This window comes from Nocardioides marmoribigeumensis (assembly GCF_031458325.1).
Lineage (GTDB): Bacteria > Actinomycetota > Actinomycetes > Propionibacteriales > Nocardioidaceae > Marmoricola_A > Marmoricola_A marmoribigeumensis.
Genome location: NZ_JAVDYG010000001.1, coordinates 512970 through 531361, shown reverse-complemented (window position 1 = coordinate 531361; position 18392 = coordinate 512970). Strand labels below are relative to the sequence as shown.

The following is an 18392-nucleotide window of genomic DNA, read 5'->3' as shown; positions in this document are numbered from 1 at the left end:
CGACAGCTCACCCGCGGGGTCCGGCGCGCAGGCGCCACCCGTCCCCCTCACGCACGACCTCGGCGCGGCGGGTGGCCCGGTCGGAGTCCAGCGTGAAGAGCGCGTCCCCGTCCTCGGTGAGGCCGACGTAGCCGACCCGGCACCGCGCAGCCGGGCCGGCGGTGAACGAGCCCGGCACCGGCTCGCTCCACTCCTGGTCGCCGGGGTCGGCGACGACCGCCTCGCCGGTGCACCCCGAGGGTCCCTCGGTGAGGGCGAGCCGGACGTAGGTGCCGTCCTGCGCGCGCCCGACGTAGGTGCCCGACGGCTGGGGGAGGCCGAGCCGCTGCACCCCGCCCTCGGGGGTCCAGCTCGTGTAGGGACGCCCCGGGACCAGGACGCCGACGTCCTCGTCCGTGAGCGGGTCACCGATGACGTCCCGCACGAAGAAGGTCTCCCACCGCTCGAGGTCCGGCGAGACGGCCACGGCGTAGGAGTCGCCCTCGAACCGGTCCGCGGGCCCGCTGGGCCCGGAGTGGCACGCGAACCGGAGGGCGAAGCCACGGGGTCCGACGCGGCTGCCCTCGAGCCAGGTGCAGCGCACGTCGGCGGGGGCGGCGTCGAGCAGCCGTCGGCTGCCCCAGGTGGGGTCGCCCTGGCGGTGCACCTGCACGGAGACGCGGCGACCGTCGGGGGAGAAGGAGGCCACCTCGTCCCGCCCGACGTCGTTGACGGCGAGCTCGCAGCACGCGTCACCGCGCAGGTCGGGCCCGCGCACGAGGCCGCTGGGGTCCTCGGCGGTGGTGGTCCACCGCTGCCCGTCCCGGACGAACCAGAAGCGGTCGGTGGCGTGGTCGTCGGGCTCCACGCCGACCCAGTCGCTGCTGAACGTGTCGAGGGAGGACAGGCACTCCGACCCGTGCTGCCGCGGTGGCAGGGGTGAGGTCTGCTCGCCCGAGACCCGGAGGTCGCCCGAGCGCGGCGGGGCCGTGAGCAGCGAGTAGCGACAGGCGCCCTCGGAGCGCGTCCCGCGCACCAGCCGCAGCGAGCCGTCGGGGGCGAGCACGGGCCGCGAGACCCCCGTACGCCGGGTGTCGAGGCCGGTCCACCTCCACGTGCGGAACCCGTGGTCGTGCTCCCACGCGACCGCGCCGCGGCGGGTCCAGCCGAAGAGGACCGTGCGCCCGTCGGGGGTCACCTGCGGCTCCGAGACCGCAGCGCCGTCGACCGTGCGACCGGGCGTGCACCGGCGGTCGCGGCAGACGACCACGACGTCGACGTCACCGATGTCGGAGTCGTCGTGCACGTCGTCGGTGTAGGTCTCCACGACCGCGACCGTCCCACCCGCCATCCGCACGGTGCTGTCCACCGCCCGGTGGGTCCGGTCCTCGTGCACGGTCTCGGGCGCGGTCCATCCGTGCCCGTCGGGGTCGCGCCACTGCACGACGAGCCGGTGCCCGTCCGGGGAGCCGAGGGACAGCTGCGCCCTGCCACCGGGCGCGTCGGGCAGGGCGACGAACCGGTTGCGCTCGCCCTGCTGGTCGTCGTACCTCTCGAGCCGGTGGCGGTAGGGATCGCCGAGCCGGTCGTCGAGGACGGCGTACGACGCTCCGGCCACCAGCGCGAGGACGCCCGCTCCCAGCAGCACCAGGGCGCGGGGGCGGGTCATGCGCGAGTGTCCCACGTGCCCGGAGGGGCCGGTGTGACCTGGCGCTGCGCGGCGCTGGACCGCCCGCGCGTGGGTAGGGTGCCGGTATGTCGGGATTCGTGAGGGGGATCCCCGCCGAGCTCGGGGCACTGGTGGCCGACGGGGCGGGGAGTGCGACCACGTCCGACTTCGCGCTGTGCGAGCTGCTCCCCGACGGGGTGCTGGTGGCCGACGAGCACGGCACGGTCGTCAACGCCAACCACCTCGCGGCGTCGATGCTCGGCGGCCGTCCCCTCGTCGGACGGCCGCTGTCCGACGTCATGGCCCTGCAGGACACCGAGGGCAACTCGTGGATGGACTCCACCTGTCCCTACACCGGGCTCGCGATCCGGCGCCAGGTCAACGAGGGCGCCTGGCTGCTCGACGACGGCACCGAGCTGCTGGTGACCGCCAAGCTGGTCCGCGACCGGCGCGGCGGGCCCGTCCGCGCGGTCGGGGTTTCCCTCCGCTCGGCTCGGGCGAGGGAGCGGCTCGACCGCGAGCGCTCCGACCTGGTCGCCACCGTCGCGCACGAGCTGCGCTCCCCGCTCACCGGCGTGCGCGGGTTCACCGCGACGCTGCTGGCGAGGTGGGACCGCTTCAACGACGACCAGAAGAAGATGATCATGGAGTCGGTCCACACCGACACCGACCGGCTCACCCGCCTGATCGCCGAGCTGCTCGAGATCGCGCGCATCGACACCAACCGGCTCAGCCTGCACCTGCAGGCCTTCGACCCACGGGCGGCGCTGGACCGCGTCGTCGCCTCGGCCCAGGCCGGCACCGGACGCGAGATCGAGGTGGTCGGCGACGAGCGGCCGCCGCTGATCATGGCCGACCCCGACCGCTTCGCCCAGGTGCTCACCAACGTCGTCGACAATGCCCTGCGTCACGGCGAGGGCCAGGTCACCATCGAGGTGCTGCCGGTCCCGTCGGGGGCGGAGGCGCTCACCCTCGCGGTCGAGGACGAGGGCGCGGGCATCGACCCCGAGATCCGCAAGCGGGTGTTCACCAAGTTCTGGAAGTCCGGAGCGCGCGGCGGGTCCGGGCTCGGCATGTACCTCGTCCACGGGCTCATCACCGCCCAGGGCGGGGCCGTCGCGATCAAGGACGCGTCCTCGGGTGGCGCGCGGATCGAGCTCACCTGGCCCGTGGCCACGGTGGCCGAGTCGGTGAGATAGTCCGGCGGGTCCCGAGCCGCCGGGCGAGGGGTGGACGCGCCTCACCGGTCCGCCGACCGCGAGCCGGAGGCGAGCAAACAACGCTGCGGGCGCCTCCCTAGACTGTCGGCCATGTCGGGCCCCAACACTGAGTACGACCCCGTCGAGGTCACCCCGCTCAAGGCGGAGGAGGTCGAGCGGATGCGGGAGGAGGCCCTCGCCGCGATCGCGGCCGCGACCTCGCTCGAGGCGCTCAAGCAGGCCCGCCTCGACCACGCGGGTGACCGGTCGCCCCTGGCGCTGGCCAACCGCGAGATCGGTGCGCTGCCCCCGCAGGCGCGCAAGGAGGCCGGCCAGCGCGTCGGCCAGGCGCGCGGCGCGGTCAACCAGGCCCTCGCCGTCCGGCAGGCGGTGCTCGAGGAGGAGCAGGAGGCGCGCATCCTCGTCGAGGAGGCCGTCGACGTCACGCTGCCCTGGGACCGCCGTCCGCTCGGCGCCCGCCACCCGATCACCATGCTGTCCGAGCGCATCGCCGACGTCTTCGTCGCGATGGGCTGGGAGGTCGCCGAGGGCCCGGTCGTGGAGGCGGAGTGGCTCAACTTCGACGCGCTCAACCTCGGGCCCGACCACCCGGCGCGCACGATGCAGGACACCTTCTGGGCCGACCCGCCCGAGAACGCCCTCGTGCTGCGCACCCACACCTCGCCGGTGCAGGCCCGCACGATGCTGACCCGCACCCCGCCGATCTACGTCGTGTGCCCCGGCCGGGTCTTCCGCACCGACGAGTACGACGCCACGCACAGCCCGGTCTTCCACCAGGTCGAGGGGCTCGTGGTCGACCGCGGCATCACGATGGCCCACCTCAAGGGCAGCCTCGACCACTTCGCCGAGTCGATGTTCGGCGAGGGGATCACCACGCGCTTCCGGCCGTCGTACTTCCCGTTCACCGAGCCGAGCGCCGAGGTCGACCTGGTCTGCTTCGTCTGCCGCGGCACGGGGCGGGCCTCGGCCGGCGAGCCCTGCCGCACGTGCAAGGGGGAGGGCTGGATCGAGTGGGGCGGCTGCGGCGTGGTCAACCCCCGCGTGCTCGTCTCCTGCGGGGTCGACCCCGAGGAGTTCACCGGCTTCGCCTTCGGCATGGGCATCGACCGCACGCTGATGTTCCGGCACGGGGTCGAGGACATGCGTGACCTGTTCGAGGGCGACGTCCGCTTCACCACCGCGTTCGGGACGGAGATCTGATGCGCGCCCCTGTCTCCTGGATCCGGGAGTACGCCGACCTGCCGGCCGACGTGTCGACGCAGGCACTGGCCGACCGGCTGACCGCGCTGGGCCTCAAGCTCGAGGCGCTCGAGCGGCCGGGCGAGGACCTGGTCGGTCCCCTCGTGCTCGGACGCGTCCTGTCCGCGGAGGACGAGCCGCAGAAGAACGGCAAGGTGATCCGCTGGTGCTCGGTCGACGTCGGTGGGGCCAACGGCACCGGTGAGCCGCAGGGCATCGTCTGCGGTGCGCACAACTTCGCCGTGGGCGACCTGGTCGTCGTGGTGCTGCCGGGGGCGACCCTGCCGGGCGGCTTCGAGATCAGCGCGCGCAAGACCTACGGCCACGTCTCCGCGGGCATGATCTGCTCGGCCCGCGAGCTCGGCCTCGGCGAGGACCACGACGGCATCATCGTGCTGCCGTCCGACCTCGGGCAGCCCGGGGACGACGCGATCGAGCTGCTCGCGATCCGCGACGACGTGATCGAGATGGAGATCAACCCCGACCGGGCCTACGCCCTGTCCCTGCGTGGCGTCGCGCGCGAGGCCGCGCTCGGTCTCGGCGCGCCCTTCACCGACCCGGCGCAGCGCCCGACCCCGCCCGCGAACGACGACGGCTACCCGGTCGTGGTCGAGGACCCGCCCGGGTGCCCGGTCTTCGTCACGCGGACCGTGACGGGGTTCGACCCCTCCGCGCCGACCCCGCCGTGGCTCGCGCGCCGCGTGCAGCTCGCGGGCATGCGTCCGATCTCGCTCGCCGTCGACGTGACCAACTACGTCATGCTCGAGCTGGGCCAGCCGATCCACGGCTACGACGGCGACAAGCTCACCGGTCCGATCCGCGTGCGCCGCGCGCGTCGCGACGAGCACCTCACCACGCTCGACGGCGTCGACCGCACGCTCAGCGTCGAGGACCTGCTGATCTGCGACGACTCCGGCCCGATCGGTCTCGCCGGCGTCATGGGCGGCGAGACCACCGAGCTGTCCGGGACCACGTCGAGGGTCGTCATCGAGGCCGCGCACTTCGACCCGGTCTCGATCTTCCGCACGCAGCGGCGGCACAAGCTGCCCAGCGAGGCGTCCAAGCGCTTCGAGCGCGGCGTCGACCCGCGCCTGCCGCAGGCCGCGGCCGACCGCGTCGCCGAGCTGCTCGTCCGCCTCGGCGGAGGCACGGTCGAGCCGGGCGTCACGGTGGTCGGCGAGGCCCCCGAGCCGGTGACGATCACCATCGACACCGACCTGCCCGAGCGCATCACCGGCATGCCGATCACCGCGGAGACCACGGTCGCCCACCTGCGCGCCGTCGGCTGCGAGGTGACCCTCGACGGCGACCGGCTGCACGCCGTGGTGCCGTCCTGGCGTCCCGACCTGACCGACCCCTTCGACCTGGTCGAGGAGGTCGCGCGCATCGTCGGCTACGAGGACATCCCGTCCGTGCTGCCCGCCGCTCCGGGCGGTCGGGGCCTGACGGCCTCCCAGCTGCTGCGGCGCAAGGTCGGACGCACCCTCGCCGGGGCCGGGTTCGTCGAGGTGGTGAGCTTCCCGTTCGTCGGCTCCTCGGCGTACGACGCGTTGCGGCTCCCCGCCGACGACCCGCGGCGGGAGTCGCTGCGCCTGGCCAACCCGCTGAGCAACGAGCAGCCGCTGATGACCACGACGCTGCTGCCGGGGCTGCTGGAGACCGGGGCGCGCAACGCCGGCCGGGGCCAGCCCGACGTCGCGCTGTTCGAGACCGCGACGGTGACCCGCCCGCGGGGCTCGCAGCCGGCGCCGATCCTGCCGGTCGACCGCCGTCCGACGCCGGGGGAGTGGGACGACCTGCAGAAGGCCCTGCCCGACCAGCCTCTGCACCTGGCCCTCCTCGCCTGCGGGGACCGCGAGCGTGCGGGCTGGTGGGGGCCCGGCCGCCCGGCGACGTGGAGCGACGCCGTGCAGGCCGTGCGTGACGTGGCCCAGGCGCTGGGGGTCGAGGTGCACGTGCGCTCCGCCGCGGTCGCGCCCTGGCACCCGGGTCGGTGCGCGGAGGTCCTCCTCGGCGAGGAGCCGATCGGCCACGCCGGCGAGCTGCACCCCAAGGTCTGCCAGGCGTTCGGTCTCCCGGCGCGGTCGGCCGCGGCCGAGGTCGACCTCGACGCGCTGCTGCAGCACGCGGCGGCAGTCCGCTCACCGGAGTTCTCGACGTTCCCGGTCGCCAAGATCGACCTGGCCCTCGTGGTCGGCGAGGACGTCACCGCCGAGGAGCTCCGCGGGACCCTCGTCGAGGGCGCTGGGGAGCTGCTCGAGTCGGTGCGGCTCTTCGACGTCTACACCGGCGAGCAGGTCGGTGCGGGTCGGCGCTCGCTGGCCTTCGCGCTGCGCCTGCGAGCCCCGGACCGCACGCTCACCGACGAGGAGGTCGCGGCCGTCCGGGCCTCCGCCGTCGCCCTCGCCGAGGAGCGCCACGGGGCCGTGCTGCGCTGAGCGTCCGGCTCAGCGCGGCCTGCGACCCATGACGGTCAGTGCGGTGACCCGCGCGACCACCAGCGCGAGGTAGAGCATCCCGGCGATCTGCTCGAGCATCACCACCGAGCGGGCGTGGGGCCTGACCGGCACCACGTCGGAGAGCCCCGTGCTGCTCAGCGTGGTCACCGAGAGGAACAGCAGCTCGACCCACGTGCGCGGGTCGGCCGCGCGCTGCGCTGCGGTGAACGAGTCCGGCCACACGATCTGCACCGCGGCGTAGGCGTAGGCCCAGCCCCACGCGACGACCGTGAACGTCGCCGCGGTGGCGAAGAGCTCGTCTCGCGAGATGTGCTCGTCGTGGAACATGTAGCGGATCAGGGCGTAGGCCGTGTAGCCGTAGAACGCCGCGTGCAGCACCGCCGACCACAACGCGATGGCGCTGCTGCCGGGCCAGGTCAGCTCGAGGGCGGTGAGCACCACGACCGGGACTCCCAGCAGCACCGAGATCCACGTGAGGGCGGGCGTGCTGCGCACTGCCATGACGGCCAGCACCAGCACCCCGAGCCCGAAGAGCTGGAGCAGCACCCGGCCGGCCGTCCGGTCGCCCAGGAAGGGGTAGACCAGGATCCCGGCGAGCTGCACGGTCAGCAGGACGGCCGACGGGGTCCGCCGGATCGTGCGGAGCGGGTCGTTCACCGGACCCCCCTTCAGTCGATCGCGCCGTCGAGCAGCCCGACCAGCACCTCGATCGTCGTGGCGTCCCCGGTCATCGTGACCGACGCCCGTCCCCGGCGGTGCCACAGCCACGCCAGCAGGTCGTCGGCGGTCCCGGTCACGGCTGCCGAGGGCTCGGACTCCGGGTCGGCCGCGCGCACCGACAGGTCGGGCTCGTCGTACGACGTCCCGTCGGGGTCGGTGCCCGTGAACCGGCCGACCACCACGGTCACCTCGTCGCCGGTGTCGGTGCACCGCACCACCGCGTGGGGGCCCAGCGGCTCGAAGGAGCCCCAGGGCGGGCACCCGCCGTACATCACGTCGAGGACCTCGAGGACGCCGTCGGCGGCGAGGGCCGGGTCCACGGCGGTCACGGGCACGCCCGCCGCCAGCTCGGCGTCCATGCGGTGCACCGCGGCCTCGAGCGCCTGCCGCCGCGCGATGAAGCCCACCCGCTTGTCCTCGGCCCACATCCACACCTCGGTGTCGGGGTCGGTGTCCCGCAGCGAGCCCTGCAGGGCGGCGCTCGCGTCGTCGTACGCCGCGAGGAGGGCCTCGCGCTCGTGCGGGAAGGGCGGCGGCTCGAGGTCGCCGTCCTCGGTGATGCGCTCCCGGACCACCGTGCCCCAGTGCCACTGGACGCCGGCGAGGTGGTCCAGGAGCGCCCGCGCGTCCCAGTCGGGGCAGCTGGGCACCGGTGCGTCGAGGTCGCAGGTCGCCAGCACGTCGCGGAAGCGCTGCGACTCGGCGGCGAGGTGCTCGAGGTAGGTGGCGTGGGGGAGGGCGAGGGGAGCCGGGGTCATGTCCGGCACGCTACCGGCGCCGGCCGACACACCCACGTGGCATACATCTGCGCTTGACTGTATAGTCATGCACATGACGACCACCGTCGCCGTCGCCGGCGCAAGCGGCTATGCCGGGGGCGAGCTCCTGCGACTGCTCCTGGCCCACCCCGAGGTCGAGATCGGTGCCCTCACGGCCGCGAGCAACGCCGGTCAGGCCCTCGGCACGCTGCAGCCGCACCTGGTCCCGCTGGCCGAGCGCGTGCTGGAGCCCACCGAGGCCGGGGTGCTCGCCGGCCACGACGTCGTCTTCCTCGCGCTGCCGCACGGCCAGTCCGCCGCGATCGCGGAGGCGCTGGGCGCCGAGACCGTGGTCGTCGACTGCGGCGCCGACTTCCGGCTCACCGACTCCGAGGCCTGGGACCGCTTCTACGGCGGCGCGCACGCCGGCTCCTGGCCCTACGGTCTCCCCGAGCTGGGCGACAACCGCGAGGCCCTGAGCGGCGCCCGGCGCATCGCGGTCCCGGGCTGCTACCCGACGGTCTCCTCGCTCGCGCTGGCCCCCGCGGTGCAGCACGGCCTCGTGGACGCCTCCGACATCGTCGTGGTGGCGGCCAGCGGCACCAGCGGCGCCGGCAAGGCCGCCAAGCCGCACCTGCTCGGCAGCGAGGTGATGGGCAACGCCAGCGCCTACGGCGTCGGCGGCGTCCACCGCCACACGCCCGAGATCGTGCAGAACCTCGGCGCCCTGGCCCACGGGCAGGAGGTCCGGGTGAGCTTCACCCCGCTGCTCGTGCCGATGAGCCGCGGCATCCTCGCCACCTGCTCGGCCCCCACCTCCGCCGACGAGGCGACGGTGCGGTCGGCCTACCAGCAGGCCTACGCCGACGAGCCGTTCGTGCACCTCCTCCCCGAGGGGATGTGGCCCCAGACGCAGTCCGTCCTCGGGTCCAACGCCGTGCACCTCCAGGTCACCGTCGACGAGGCCGCCGGCCGGATGGTGGCGGTCGGTGCCGTGGACAACCTCGCCAAGGGCACCGCCGGGGGAGCAGTGCAGTGCATGAACCTCGCCCTCGGCCTCCCCGAGGCCACGGGCCTGACCACCGTGGGGATCGCGCCGTGAGCGTCACGCACCCGAAGGGCTTCCGGGCGGCAGGTGTCGCCGCAGGGCTCAAGAGCAGCGGGGCGCGCGACGTCGCGCTCGTGGTCAACGACGGGCCGACGTACGACTCAGCCAGCGTCTTCACCTCCAACCGGTGCAAGGCCAACCCCGTCCTGTGGAGCGAGCGCGTCGTGCAGGACGGCGTCGTGCGCGCGGTCGTGCTCAACTCGGGCGGCGCCAACTGCTACACCGGGCCGGAGGGCTTCCAGACCACGCACGCGGTGGCCGAACAGGTGGCGGGCCACCTCGGCATCGGCGCGATCGACGTGGTGGTCTGCTCGACCGGGCTGATCGGCCTGACCAACCCGCGCGAGCAGGTGCTCGCCGGCGTGGACGCCGCTGCGGCCGGGCTGGACGAGGGCGGGGGCGACGACGCCGCGCAGGCGATCATGACCACCGACTCGGTGAGCAAGCAGGTGGTGGTCGAGGGCGCCGGCTGGTCGGTGGGCGGCATGGCCAAGGGCGCCGGCATGCTGGCACCCCAGCTGGCGACCATGCTGGTCGTGCTCACCACCGACGCGGTCGTCCCGGCCGAGGTCGCCGACCGCGCCCTGCGGGCAGCCACGCGGGTCTCCTTCGACCGCCTCGACTCCGACGGCTGCATGTCCACCAACGACACGGTCACGCTGATGGCCAGCGGCGCCTCGGGCGTGACCCCGACCGAGGCCGACTTCACCGACGCGCTGACGCGTGCCTGCACCGACCTGGCGATGCAGCTGCTCGCCGACGCCGAGGGCGCCGACCACGAGATCGCGATCACCGTGCTCCACGCCGCGAGCGAGGACGAGGCGGTCGACGTCGGCCGCTCGGTCGCGCGCAGCAACCTGTTCAAGGCCGCGGTCTTCGGCAACGACCCCAACTGGGGCCGCGTGCTCGCGAGCATCGGCACGACGCAGGCGGCGTTCGACCCTGCCGACCTCGACGTCGCGATGAACGGGGTGTGGGTGTGCCGGTCCTCGACGCCGCACGCCTCGCCGGATGAGGTCGACCTCACCCCGCGCCACGTCGACGTCACGATCGACCTCAAGGCCGGCGAGGCCCGGGCGACGGTCTGGACCAACGACCTCTCCCACGCCTACGTCCACGAGAACTCCGCCTACAGCAGCTGAGAGAGCCCACCGATGACCGAGAACGACCGGATGCAGAAGTGGCAGGTGGCCACGGAGAAGGCCGCCGTGCTGGCGGGTGCGCTCCCGTGGCTGATGCGCTACCACGGCCGCACGATCGTGGTGAAGTACGGCGGCAACGCGATGACCGACGAGACCCTCAAACGGGCCTTCGCCCAGGACGTGGTGTTCCTCCGGATGGCCGGGTTCAGGCCGGTCGTCGTCCACGGGGGCGGCCCGCAGATCTCGGGCATGCTCGACCGGCTCGGCATCGCCTCGGAGTTCCGTGGCGGCCTGCGCGTCACCACCGAGGAGGCCATGGACGTCGTCCGGATGGTGCTCGTCGGCCAGGTGCAGCGCGAGCTCGTCGGTCTGATCAACGAGCACGGACCGCTGGCCGTCGGGCTCTCCGGCGAGGACGCAGGCCTGTTCACCGCGACGCGCACGAGCACCGTGGTCGACGGCGAGGAGGTCGACCTGGGCCTGGTCGGCGAGGTGACGAAGGTGCGTCCCGAGGCGGTCCAGGACATCGTCGAGGCCGGGCGCATCCCCGTCATCTCCAGCGTCGCCCCCGACGCCGACGGCACCGTCCACAACGTCAACGCCGACACGGCGGCGGCCGCGCTGGCCGTCGCCCTGGGCGCGGAGAAGCTGCTCGTCCTGACCGACGTCGAGGGTCTCTACCGCGACTGGCCGGACAGCGACGACGTGATCGGCGAGATCTCCCCCGAGGCGCTCGCCGAGCTGATGCCGACGCTGGCCAGCGGGATGGTCCCCAAGATGGGCGCCTGCCTCAAGGCGGTGCAGGAAGGCGTCCCGCGCGCGACGGTGATCGACGGCCGCACGCCGCACGCCGTCCTGCTCGAGGTGTTCACCGACGAGGGCGTGGGCACCCAGGTCCTGCCGGGCGTCCCCACCAAGGTCCGCAGCGCCCTCTACTCCACCAGCGACAAGCCCGAGGTGCCGTGATGACGACGATGAAGCGCTACGGCGAGGCGCTGATGACCACGTTCGGCACGCCGCGGCTCGTCCTCGCCCGCGGGGAGGGGTCCTACGTCTGGGACGAGGACGGCACGCGCTACCTCGACCTGCTCGGCGGCATCGCCGTCAACGCGCTGGGTCACGGTCACCCGGCGCTCGTCGAGGCCGTCACGCGCCAGCTCACCACCCTCGGCCACGTCTCGAACTTTTTCGCGACGGCGCCGCAGGTCGAGCTCGCCGAGCGCCTGCTCGCCACGACGGGTCGCCCCGGCAGGGCCTTCCTGACCAACAGCGGCACCGAGGCCAACGAGGCCGCCTTCAAGCTCACCCGGCGCACCGGCCGCACGCACCTGGTCGCGGCCGAGGGCAGCTTCCACGGGCGGACGACGGGCGCGCTCGCCCTGACCAGCAAGGCCGCCTACCGCGAGCCCTTCGAGCCGCTCCCCGGTGAGGTCACCTTCGTCCCGTACGGCGACGAGGCGGCCCTCGCCGACGCCGTCACCGACGCGACCGCTGCGGTGGTGCTCGAGCCGATCCAGGGCGAGGCCGGCGTGCTGCTCCCGCCGGAGGGCTACCTCGCGGCGGCGCGGCGCATCACCCGTGAGCACGGCGCGCTGCTGTGGCTCGACGAGGTCCAGACCGGGGTCGGCCGGACCGGTTCGTTCTGGGCCCACGACCCGGCCGTCGAGCCCGACGTGCTCACGGTCGCCAAGGGCCTCGGCGGCGGCCTCCCGATCGGCGCGTGCCTCGGCCTCGGGGCGGCCGGCGACCTGCTCGGTCCCGGCCACCACGGCTCGACCTTCGGCGGCAACCCGGTCTCCTGCGCGGCGGCGCTGGCCGTCCTCGACACGATCGAGTCCGAGGGCCTCCTGGCCAACGCGACCGTGGTCGGCGGGCTCCTGCGCGAGGGGCTGCGTCACCCCCTCGTCACCGACGTGCGGGGGAGCGGGCTGCTGATCGGCCTGACCCTGGCCGAGCCGGTCTCGCAGGAGGTCGTGCTCGCCGCCCAGCGGCACGGCTTCATCGTCAACAACCCGACCCCCGACCGGATCCGCCTCGCCCCTCCGCTGGTGCTCACCGGCGAGCAGGCGCAGTCGTTCGTGGACGCGTGGCCGGACATCCTCGCCGAGGCCCTCGGCGCCACGGAGGAGGACCACTCGTGACCCGCCACTTCCTGCGCGACGACGACCTCACCCCGGCCGAGCAGGCCGAGGTGCTCGACCTCGCGCTGCGTCTCAAGGCCGACCGGGGGGCCGAGCAGCCGTTCGGGCAGCGCAAGGGCGTGGCCCTGGTCTTCGACAAGCCCACGCTGCGCACCCAGGTGTCCTTCATGACCGGGGTCGGCGAGCTCGGCGGCGTGCCGGTGATGGTCGACGGCAACCTGGCGGGGATCGGCCGGAGGGAGTCGATCTCCGACACGGCCAAGGTCCTCGGTCGCCAGGTCGCGGCCATCGTGTGGCGCACCTTCGGCCAGGACCGCCTCGACGAGATGGCCGCCCACGCGGGGGTGCCGGTGGTCAACGCGCTGACCGACGACTTCCACCCGTGCCAGCTGCTCGCCGATCTCCTGACCGTGAAGGAGCACCGGGGTGCGCTGGCGGGCCAGCGGCTGACCTTCCTCGGGGACACGGCCTGCAACATGTCGCACTCCTACCTGCTCGCGGGAGCACTCGCCGGGATGCACGTGACCGTGGCCGGGCCGGAGGGCTACGCGCCCGCCCCGGAGATCTTGTCGAGAGCACAAGAGATCGCCGCGCAGACGGGCGGCTCCGCGACCCACTCGACCGACGCGGTGCCTGCCGTCGCCGGCGCCGACGTCGTCGCGACCGACACGTGGGTGTCGATGGGCAAGGAGGACGAGGCCGAGGAGCGCATGAGGCCGTTCGTGCCCTACGCGCTGACCGCCGAGCTGCTCGCGCAGGCCAAGGACGACGCGATCGTGCTGCACTGCCTCCCCGCCTACCGTGGCAAGGAGATCGCCGCCGAGGTGATCGACGGACCGCGGAGCGTGGTCTGGGACGAGGCGGAGAACCGGCTCCACGCCCAGAAGGCGTTGCTCACCTTCCTCCTGCAGCAGGGACCGTCATGAGCCCGCGCGCCGCCGATGCGCCCGCCCCGGTGATCCCCGCGACCAAGAGCGCGCGCCAGCACCGCATCATCGAGCTGCTGACCCGCCACCCGGTGCGCTCGCAGGGCGACCTCGCCGACCTGCTGGCCGAGTCCGGCATGCACGTTACCCAGGCGACGCTGTCCCGCGACCTGGTCGAGCTCGACGCGGTCAAGGTGCGCGGCGCCGACGGGGCGCTGGTCTACGCCGTGCCGGGGGAGGGGGGCGACCGCAGCGCGACCGCCGCCACCCCCGAGACCGGCGCGAGCGAGTCCCGGCTCGCCCGGCTCTGCAACGAGCTGCTCGTCTCCACCACCTCGAGCGCCAACCTGGTCGTGCTCCGCACGCCTCCCGGTGCCGCGCAGTTCCTCGCCTCCGCGATCGACAAGGTCGAGATGCGTGAGGTCATCGGCACCATCGCCGGCGACGACACCGTCCTGGTGATCGCCGCCGACGCCCGCGGGGGCGACGACGTCGCCCGCCGCTTCACCTCCCTGGCACTGAAAGGCACCTCGTGAGCAAGGTCCTCACCTCCCTCCCGGTCGGCGAGCGCGTCGGCATCGCGTTCTCCGGCGGTCTCGACACCTCCGTCGCCGTGGCGTGGATGCGCGAGAAGGGTGCGGTCCCGTGCACCTACACCGCTGACCTCGGGCAGTACGACGAGCCCGACGTCTCCGGCGTCCCCGGCCGGGCCCTGCAGTACGGCGCCGAGATCAGCCGCGCGGTCGACTGCCGCCGGCCGCTGGTCGAGGAGGGCCTCGCGGCGATGGCGTGCGGCGCCTTCCACATCAGGTCCGGCGGCCGCGCCTACTTCAACACCACGCCTCTGGGCCGCGCCGTGACCGGCACGCTCCTGGTCCGCGCGATGCACGAGGACGGAGTCGACATCTGGGGCGACGGGTCGACGTTCAAGGGCAACGACATCGAGCGGTTCTACCGCTACGGCCTGCTGGCCAACCCCGACCTGCGCATCTACAAGCCGTGGTTGGACGCGGACTTCGTCGAGGAGCTGGGCGGCCGTCACGAGATGAGCCAGTGGCTCACCGAGCGCGACCTGCCCTACCGCGACTCGCAGGAGAAGGCCTACTCCACCGACGCCAACATCTGGGGCGCGACCCACGAGGCCAAGACCCTGGAGCACCTCGACGTCTCGCTGGAGACGGTCGAGCCGATCATGGGCGTGAAGTTCTGGGACCCCTCGGTCCACATCGAGACCGAGGACGTCACGATCGCCTTCGAGGCCGGCCGGCCGGTCGCGATCAACGGCCGCCGCACGGACGACGCCGTCGCGCTGGTCCACGAGGCCAACACCATCGGCGGTCGCCACGGCCTGGGCATGTCCGACCAGATCGAGAACCGCATCATCGAGGCCAAGTCCCGCGGCATCTACGAGGCTCCCGGCATGGCCCTGCTCTGGATCGCCTACGAGCGGTTGCTCAACGCGATCCACAACGAGGACACGATCGCCAACTACCACGCAGAGGGCCGCCGCCTCGGCGTCCTGCTCTACCAGGGCCGCTGGCTCGACCCCCAGGCGCTCATGCTCCGCGAGGGCCTCCAGCGCTGGGTCGCCTCCCTGGTCACCGGCGAGGTGACCCTGCGGCTGCGTCGCGGCGAGGACTACTCGATCCTGCGCACCGACGGGCCGGCGTTCTCCTACCACCCCGACAAGCTCTCGATGGAGCGCACGGCCAACGCCGCCTTCGGCCCGACCGACCGCATCGGCCAGCTCACGATGCGCAACCTCGACATCGCCGACTCGCGCTGGAAGCTCGAGGCCTACGCCGCGCAACCCGAGGACCAGGGCCACGTCCTGGTCGAGAACGGCACCCTGTTCGGCGAGATCGAGGCCGGCGGGGCCGACCGCATCGCCGACAACCCCGGCGCCGAGGAGGAGCGCGCCCTGGAGGCCGCCGCGATGGAGTTCGGCTCCGACTGACCCCCCGCAGCCCCCGCTGTCGATCGGGGTTACGGTCGCTCATCCGGCGTTGCAACGCGATCGAAGCGACCACAGACCCGCACCAGTACGACGCCACCGGGCGTCCGCAGAGAGGCACCATGACCACGCACGAGTCCGGATCGACCCAGACCGGCAAGCTCTGGGGCGGCCGGTTCGCCGGCGGCCCCAGCCCCGAGCTCGAGGCGCTGTCCCGGTCGACCCACTTCGACTGGCGCCTGGCGCCGTACGACCTGGCCGGCTCCCGCGCCCACGCCCGCGTCCTGCACGGCGCCGGGCTCCTCACCGACGACGAGCTCGCCGGCATGCTCGAGGGCCTGGTCGAGCTCGACCGCCGTGTGGCGGCGGGCGAGTTCGTCGCGGCGCAGAGCGACGAGGACGTGCACGGCGCCCTCGAGCGCGGTCTGGTCGAGATCCTCGGGCCCGAGCTCGGCGGCAAGCTGCGGGCGGGCCGCAGCCGCAACGACCAGGTCGCCACGCAGTTCAAGCTCTACCTCCGCGACCACGCCCGCGTCGTGGGCCGCCTGGCGCTCGACCTCGTCGACGCCCTCGCCGGCCAGGCCGAGACCCACCTCGGCGCGATCATGCCGGGGCGCACGCACCTGCAGGCCGCCCAGCCGGTGCTGCTGTCCCACCACCTGCTCGCCCACGCGTGGCCGCTGGTGCGCGACGTGCAGCGCATCCGCGACTGGGACGCCCGCGTCGCGGTGGACTCGCCCTACGGTTCCGGCGCGCTGGCCGGCTCGAGCCTCGGCCTCGACCCGATGGCGGTCGCGACGGACCTCGGCTTCGACTCCTCGTCGGCCAACTCCATCGACGGCACCGCGTCGCGCGACTTCGTCGCCGAGCTCGCGTTCGTGCTCGCCATGATCGGGGTCGACGTCTCGCGCCAGGCCGAGGAGGTCATCCTCTGGGCGACCAAGGAGTTCGGCTTCGCCACGCTGGACGACGCCTTCTCCACCGGGTCGAGCATCATGCCGCAGAAGAAGAACCCCGACATCTCCGAGCTGGCCCGGGGCAAGGCCGGCCGCGTGATCGGCAACCTGGCCGGGCTCATGGCCACGCTCAAGGCGCTCCCGCTGGCCTACAACCGCGACCTGCAGGAGGACAAGGAGCCGGTCTTCGACTCCCTCGACACCCTCGAGGTGCTGCTCCCCGCCTTCGCCGGGCAGATGGCCACGCTCACCTTCCACACCGACCGGATGGCGGAGCTGGCGCCCGCGGGCTTCTCGTTGGCGACGGACGTCGCCGAGTGGCTGGTGCGCGAGGGCGTGCCGTTCCGCGAGGCGCACGAGATCGCCGGCGCCTGCGTCCGCGCCTGCGAAGGGCGCGGCATCGAGCTGGCCGACCTCTCCGACGACGACTTCGCGGCCATCGACCCCCGGCTCACCGCGGCGGTCCGCGACGTCCTCACGGTCGAGGGCTCGGTGGCGTCGCGCGACGGGCGCGGCGGCACCGCCCCGGTCCGCGTCGCCGAGCAGCTGGCCGAGCTCCGCGGCGAGACGGGTCGCCTCCGCGAGTGGCTGGGCTGACCGAGCTCCTCGGCCGGCCGTCGGTCGAGGTCGCCCCGCTCCTGCTGGGCGCCGTCCTGCGCCACGACCACCCCGACGGCCCGGTCGCCGTACGCCTCACCGAGGTCGAGGCGTACGCCGGCACGCAGGACCCCGGGTCCCACGGCTTCCGCGGACGCACCGAGCGCAACGCCACGATGTTCGGGCCGCCCGCGCACCTCTACGTCTACTTCGTCTACGGCATGCACCACTGCGCCAACGTCGTCACCGGGCCGGAGGGCGAGTGCGGGGCGGTGCTCGTCCGCGCCGGCGAGGTCGTCGAGGGCCTCGAGCTGGCGCGCACCCGGAGGCCTCCGGCCCGTCGCGACGCCGAGCTGGCCAAGGGGCCCGCGAGCCTGTGCCGGGCGCTGGGCATCGGCCCGGGCCACGACGGGGCGGACCTCGTCGCCGGCCCGGTCACCCTCACCCCGGCCGACCGCCCGGCGGCCCAGGTGAGCACCGGCCCGCGCGTCGGGCTGCGCCACGCGGCCGACCGGCCGTGGCGCTTCTGGGTGACGGGGGACCCCACGGTCAGTCGCTACGTGCCGGCCAAGCCCCGGCCGGCACGCTGACCGCTCAGCCGATCCACGCGACGACGCGTCGCGCGATCTCCTCGCCCTGGTCCTCCTGCACGAAGTGGCCGCCCGGGAGCCGGTCGTGCGGCTGGCCGGCGGCGCCCGGCACGTGCTGCTGCAGGGGCCGGTCCGCCCGCCCGAGGATCGGGTCGCCTGCGCCGAACAGCGTGAGGAACGGCTTCTCCCACCGGCCCAGCGCCTCCCACGCGGCCCGGTTCGCGGGCACGGCCGGGTCGTCCGGCGAGGTCGGCACGAGCGCCGGGAACGCTCGCGCTCCCGCCTTGTACCGCGAGCTCGGGTACGGCGCGTCGTACGCCCTGCGCTCCGCGGCACTGAGCCTCCGTCTGCACCCGACGTCCACGATGCGCCCGACCGGCAGCACGGGCGAGTGCAGCGCGAACGCCCGCCACAGGTGGAAGGCCGGCGGCGTACGCCGGTCAGCGGTCGGCAGGAAGCCGTTGGCGACGACCACGCGCGCGAAGCGGTCCTGGTGCTCGGCCACCAGCCGCAGCCCGATGAGCGACCCCCAGTCCTGGCAGACCAGCGTCACGTCGCGCAGGTCGACCGCCTCGAGCCACGAGGCCATCCAGTCCACGTGCGCCTGGTAGCTGTACGCCGACCGGACCGTGGGCTTGTCGCTGCGGCCGAAACCGACCAGGTCGGGTGCGACCGCGCGCAGCCCTGCCCCGGCGAACACCGGCACCATGTGGCGGTAGAGGTAGGACCACGACGGCTCGCCGTGCAGCATCAGCACCGGAGCGGCGTCGCGCGGCCCCTCGTCGACGTGGTGGAGCCGCAGCCCGTCGACCTCGGTGTAGTGCGGCGCGAAGTCGTAGCCGGGCAGGCCCTCGAACCTCTCGTCGGGCGTGCGCAGGACGTCAGCGGAGCGGGACACCGGGCGAGGCTAGCGCGGCCGTTTGAAAGGATGGGC

The 18392-nt window shown here is 73.7% G+C and carries 16 protein-coding genes; 12 read left to right on the top strand and 4 right to left on the bottom strand.

The features are described from left to right. Nucleotides 1–7 precede the first annotated feature (7 nt). On the bottom strand, nucleotides 8–1648 hold the full coding sequence (locus J2S63_RS02595) for a hypothetical protein (protein WP_310298224.1): 1641 nt from the start codon (nucleotides 1646–1648) through the stop codon (nucleotides 8–10). 86 nt (nucleotides 1649–1734) lie between these two features. Between J2S63_RS02595 and J2S63_RS02590 the strand changes: the two genes are divergently transcribed. The 3 genes from J2S63_RS02590 to pheT all read left to right on the top strand — a co-directional run bounded on the left by J2S63_RS02590 (nucleotide 1735) and on the right by pheT (nucleotide 6545). Then, complete coding sequence (locus J2S63_RS02590) at nucleotides 1735–2847, top strand: sensor histidine kinase (RefSeq protein ID WP_310298220.1); 1113 nt, start codon at nucleotides 1735–1737, stop codon at nucleotides 2845–2847. A gap of 111 nt (nucleotides 2848–2958) precedes the next feature. Continuing rightward, nucleotides 2959–4068, top strand: coding sequence for a phenylalanine--tRNA ligase subunit alpha (pheS, locus tag J2S63_RS02585; protein WP_310298217.1), 1110 nt, complete (start codon nucleotides 2959–2961; stop codon nucleotides 4066–4068). Next, nucleotides 4068–6545: a phenylalanine--tRNA ligase subunit beta gene (pheT, locus tag J2S63_RS02580; protein WP_310298214.1), complete on the top strand. Its 2478-nt coding sequence runs from the start codon at nucleotides 4068–4070 to the stop codon at nucleotides 6543–6545. The genes pheS and pheT overlap by 1 nt, the downstream gene beginning before the upstream one ends. 9 nt (nucleotides 6546–6554) lie before the next feature. Here pheT and J2S63_RS02575 read toward each other — a convergent pair whose 3' ends face one another. Then, on the bottom strand, nucleotides 6555–7223 hold the full coding sequence (locus J2S63_RS02575; protein WP_310298211.1) for an ion channel: 669 nt from the start codon (nucleotides 7221–7223) through the stop codon (nucleotides 6555–6557). Between the two features lie 11 nt (nucleotides 7224–7234). Next, complete coding sequence (locus tag J2S63_RS02570; RefSeq protein WP_310298208.1) at nucleotides 7235–8044, bottom strand: maleylpyruvate isomerase N-terminal domain-containing protein; 810 nt, start codon at nucleotides 8042–8044, stop codon at nucleotides 7235–7237. A gap of 73 nt (nucleotides 8045–8117) precedes the next feature. On the opposite strand from J2S63_RS02570, the gene argC reads away from it, so the two are divergent. From argC to J2S63_RS02525, 9 genes are all read left to right on the top strand, one after another. Beyond that, nucleotides 8118–9146: an N-acetyl-gamma-glutamyl-phosphate reductase gene (argC, locus tag J2S63_RS02565; protein WP_310298205.1), complete on the top strand. Its 1029-nt coding sequence runs from the start codon at nucleotides 8118–8120 to the stop codon at nucleotides 9144–9146. Further along, nucleotides 9143–10294 carry a bifunctional glutamate N-acetyltransferase/amino-acid acetyltransferase ArgJ gene (gene argJ / locus J2S63_RS02560; RefSeq protein WP_310298201.1) on the top strand — a complete coding sequence of 384 codons (1152 nt, stop codon included), beginning with the start codon at nucleotides 9143–9145 and terminating at the stop codon, nucleotides 10292–10294. The genes argC and argJ overlap by 4 nt, the downstream gene beginning before the upstream one ends. A gap of 12 nt (nucleotides 10295–10306) precedes the next feature. Then, the gene (gene argB / locus J2S63_RS02555; protein ID WP_310298198.1) at nucleotides 10307–11260 is read left to right on the top strand and encodes an acetylglutamate kinase; all 954 of its coding nucleotides are present in this window, start codon (nucleotides 10307–10309) and stop codon (nucleotides 11258–11260) included. After that, entirely contained in the window at nucleotides 11260–12435 is a 1176-nt protein-coding gene (locus J2S63_RS02550) for an acetylornithine transaminase (protein WP_310298195.1), read from the top strand. The genes argB and J2S63_RS02550 overlap by 1 nt, the downstream gene beginning before the upstream one ends. Next, nucleotides 12432–13361, top strand: a complete 930-nt coding sequence (gene argF, locus J2S63_RS02545; protein WP_310298193.1) for an ornithine carbamoyltransferase — start codon at nucleotides 12432–12434, stop codon at nucleotides 13359–13361. The genes J2S63_RS02550 and argF overlap by 4 nt, the downstream gene beginning before the upstream one ends. Then, nucleotides 13358–13897 (top strand): arginine repressor, encoded by a 540-nt coding sequence (locus tag J2S63_RS02540; RefSeq protein WP_310298190.1) that lies wholly within the window; start codon nucleotides 13358–13360, stop codon nucleotides 13895–13897. Before argF ends, J2S63_RS02540 begins: the two co-directional genes overlap by 4 nt. Beyond that, nucleotides 13894–15318, top strand: a complete 1425-nt coding sequence (gene argG, locus J2S63_RS02535; RefSeq protein ID WP_310298187.1) for an argininosuccinate synthase — start codon at nucleotides 13894–13896, stop codon at nucleotides 15316–15318. Before J2S63_RS02540 ends, argG begins: the two co-directional genes overlap by 4 nt. Nucleotides 15319–15437: 119 nt before the next feature. Then, nucleotides 15438–16868 carry an argininosuccinate lyase gene (gene argH / locus J2S63_RS02530; protein WP_310298184.1) on the top strand — a complete coding sequence of 477 codons (1431 nt, stop codon included), beginning with the start codon at nucleotides 15438–15440 and terminating at the stop codon, nucleotides 16866–16868. Beyond that, a complete protein-coding gene (locus tag J2S63_RS02525; protein ID WP_310298181.1) occupies nucleotides 16856–17458 on the top strand; it encodes a DNA-3-methyladenine glycosylase in 603 nt (200 codons plus the stop codon). The genes argH and J2S63_RS02525 overlap by 13 nt, the downstream gene beginning before the upstream one ends. A gap of 4 nt (nucleotides 17459–17462) precedes the next feature. On the opposite strand, the gene J2S63_RS02520 is transcribed toward J2S63_RS02525, so the two are convergent. Next, complete coding sequence (locus J2S63_RS02520) at nucleotides 17463–18356, bottom strand: haloalkane dehalogenase (RefSeq protein ID WP_310298178.1); 894 nt, start codon at nucleotides 18354–18356, stop codon at nucleotides 17463–17465. Nucleotides 18357–18392 lie beyond the last annotated feature (36 nt).

Coding starts and splice junctions, on each gene's coding strand:
- pheT (WP_310298214.1), top strand. CDS start 4,068: ATGCGCGCCCCTGTCTCCTGGATCCGGGAGTACGCCGACCTGCCGGCC.
- J2S63_RS02570 (WP_310298208.1), bottom strand. CDS start 8,044: ATGACCCCGGCTCCCCTCGCCCTCCCCCACGCCACCTACCTCGAGCAC.
- argH (WP_310298184.1), top strand. CDS start 15,438: ATGACCACGCACGAGTCCGGATCGACCCAGACCGGCAAGCTCTGGGGC.
- J2S63_RS02590 (WP_310298220.1), top strand. CDS start 1,735: ATGTCGGGATTCGTGAGGGGGATCCCCGCCGAGCTCGGGGCACTGGTG.
- argB (WP_310298198.1), top strand. CDS start 10,307: ATGACCGAGAACGACCGGATGCAGAAGTGGCAGGTGGCCACGGAGAAG.
- pheS (WP_310298217.1), top strand. CDS start 2,959: ATGTCGGGCCCCAACACTGAGTACGACCCCGTCGAGGTCACCCCGCTC.
- J2S63_RS02595 (WP_310298224.1), bottom strand. CDS start 1,648: ATGACCCGCCCCCGCGCCCTGGTGCTGCTGGGAGCGGGCGTCCTCGCG.
- argC (WP_310298205.1), top strand. CDS start 8,118: ATGACGACCACCGTCGCCGTCGCCGGCGCAAGCGGCTATGCCGGGGGC.
- J2S63_RS02550 (WP_310298195.1), top strand. CDS start 11,260: ATGACGACGATGAAGCGCTACGGCGAGGCGCTGATGACCACGTTCGGC.
- J2S63_RS02540 (WP_310298190.1), top strand. CDS start 13,358: ATGAGCCCGCGCGCCGCCGATGCGCCCGCCCCGGTGATCCCCGCGACC.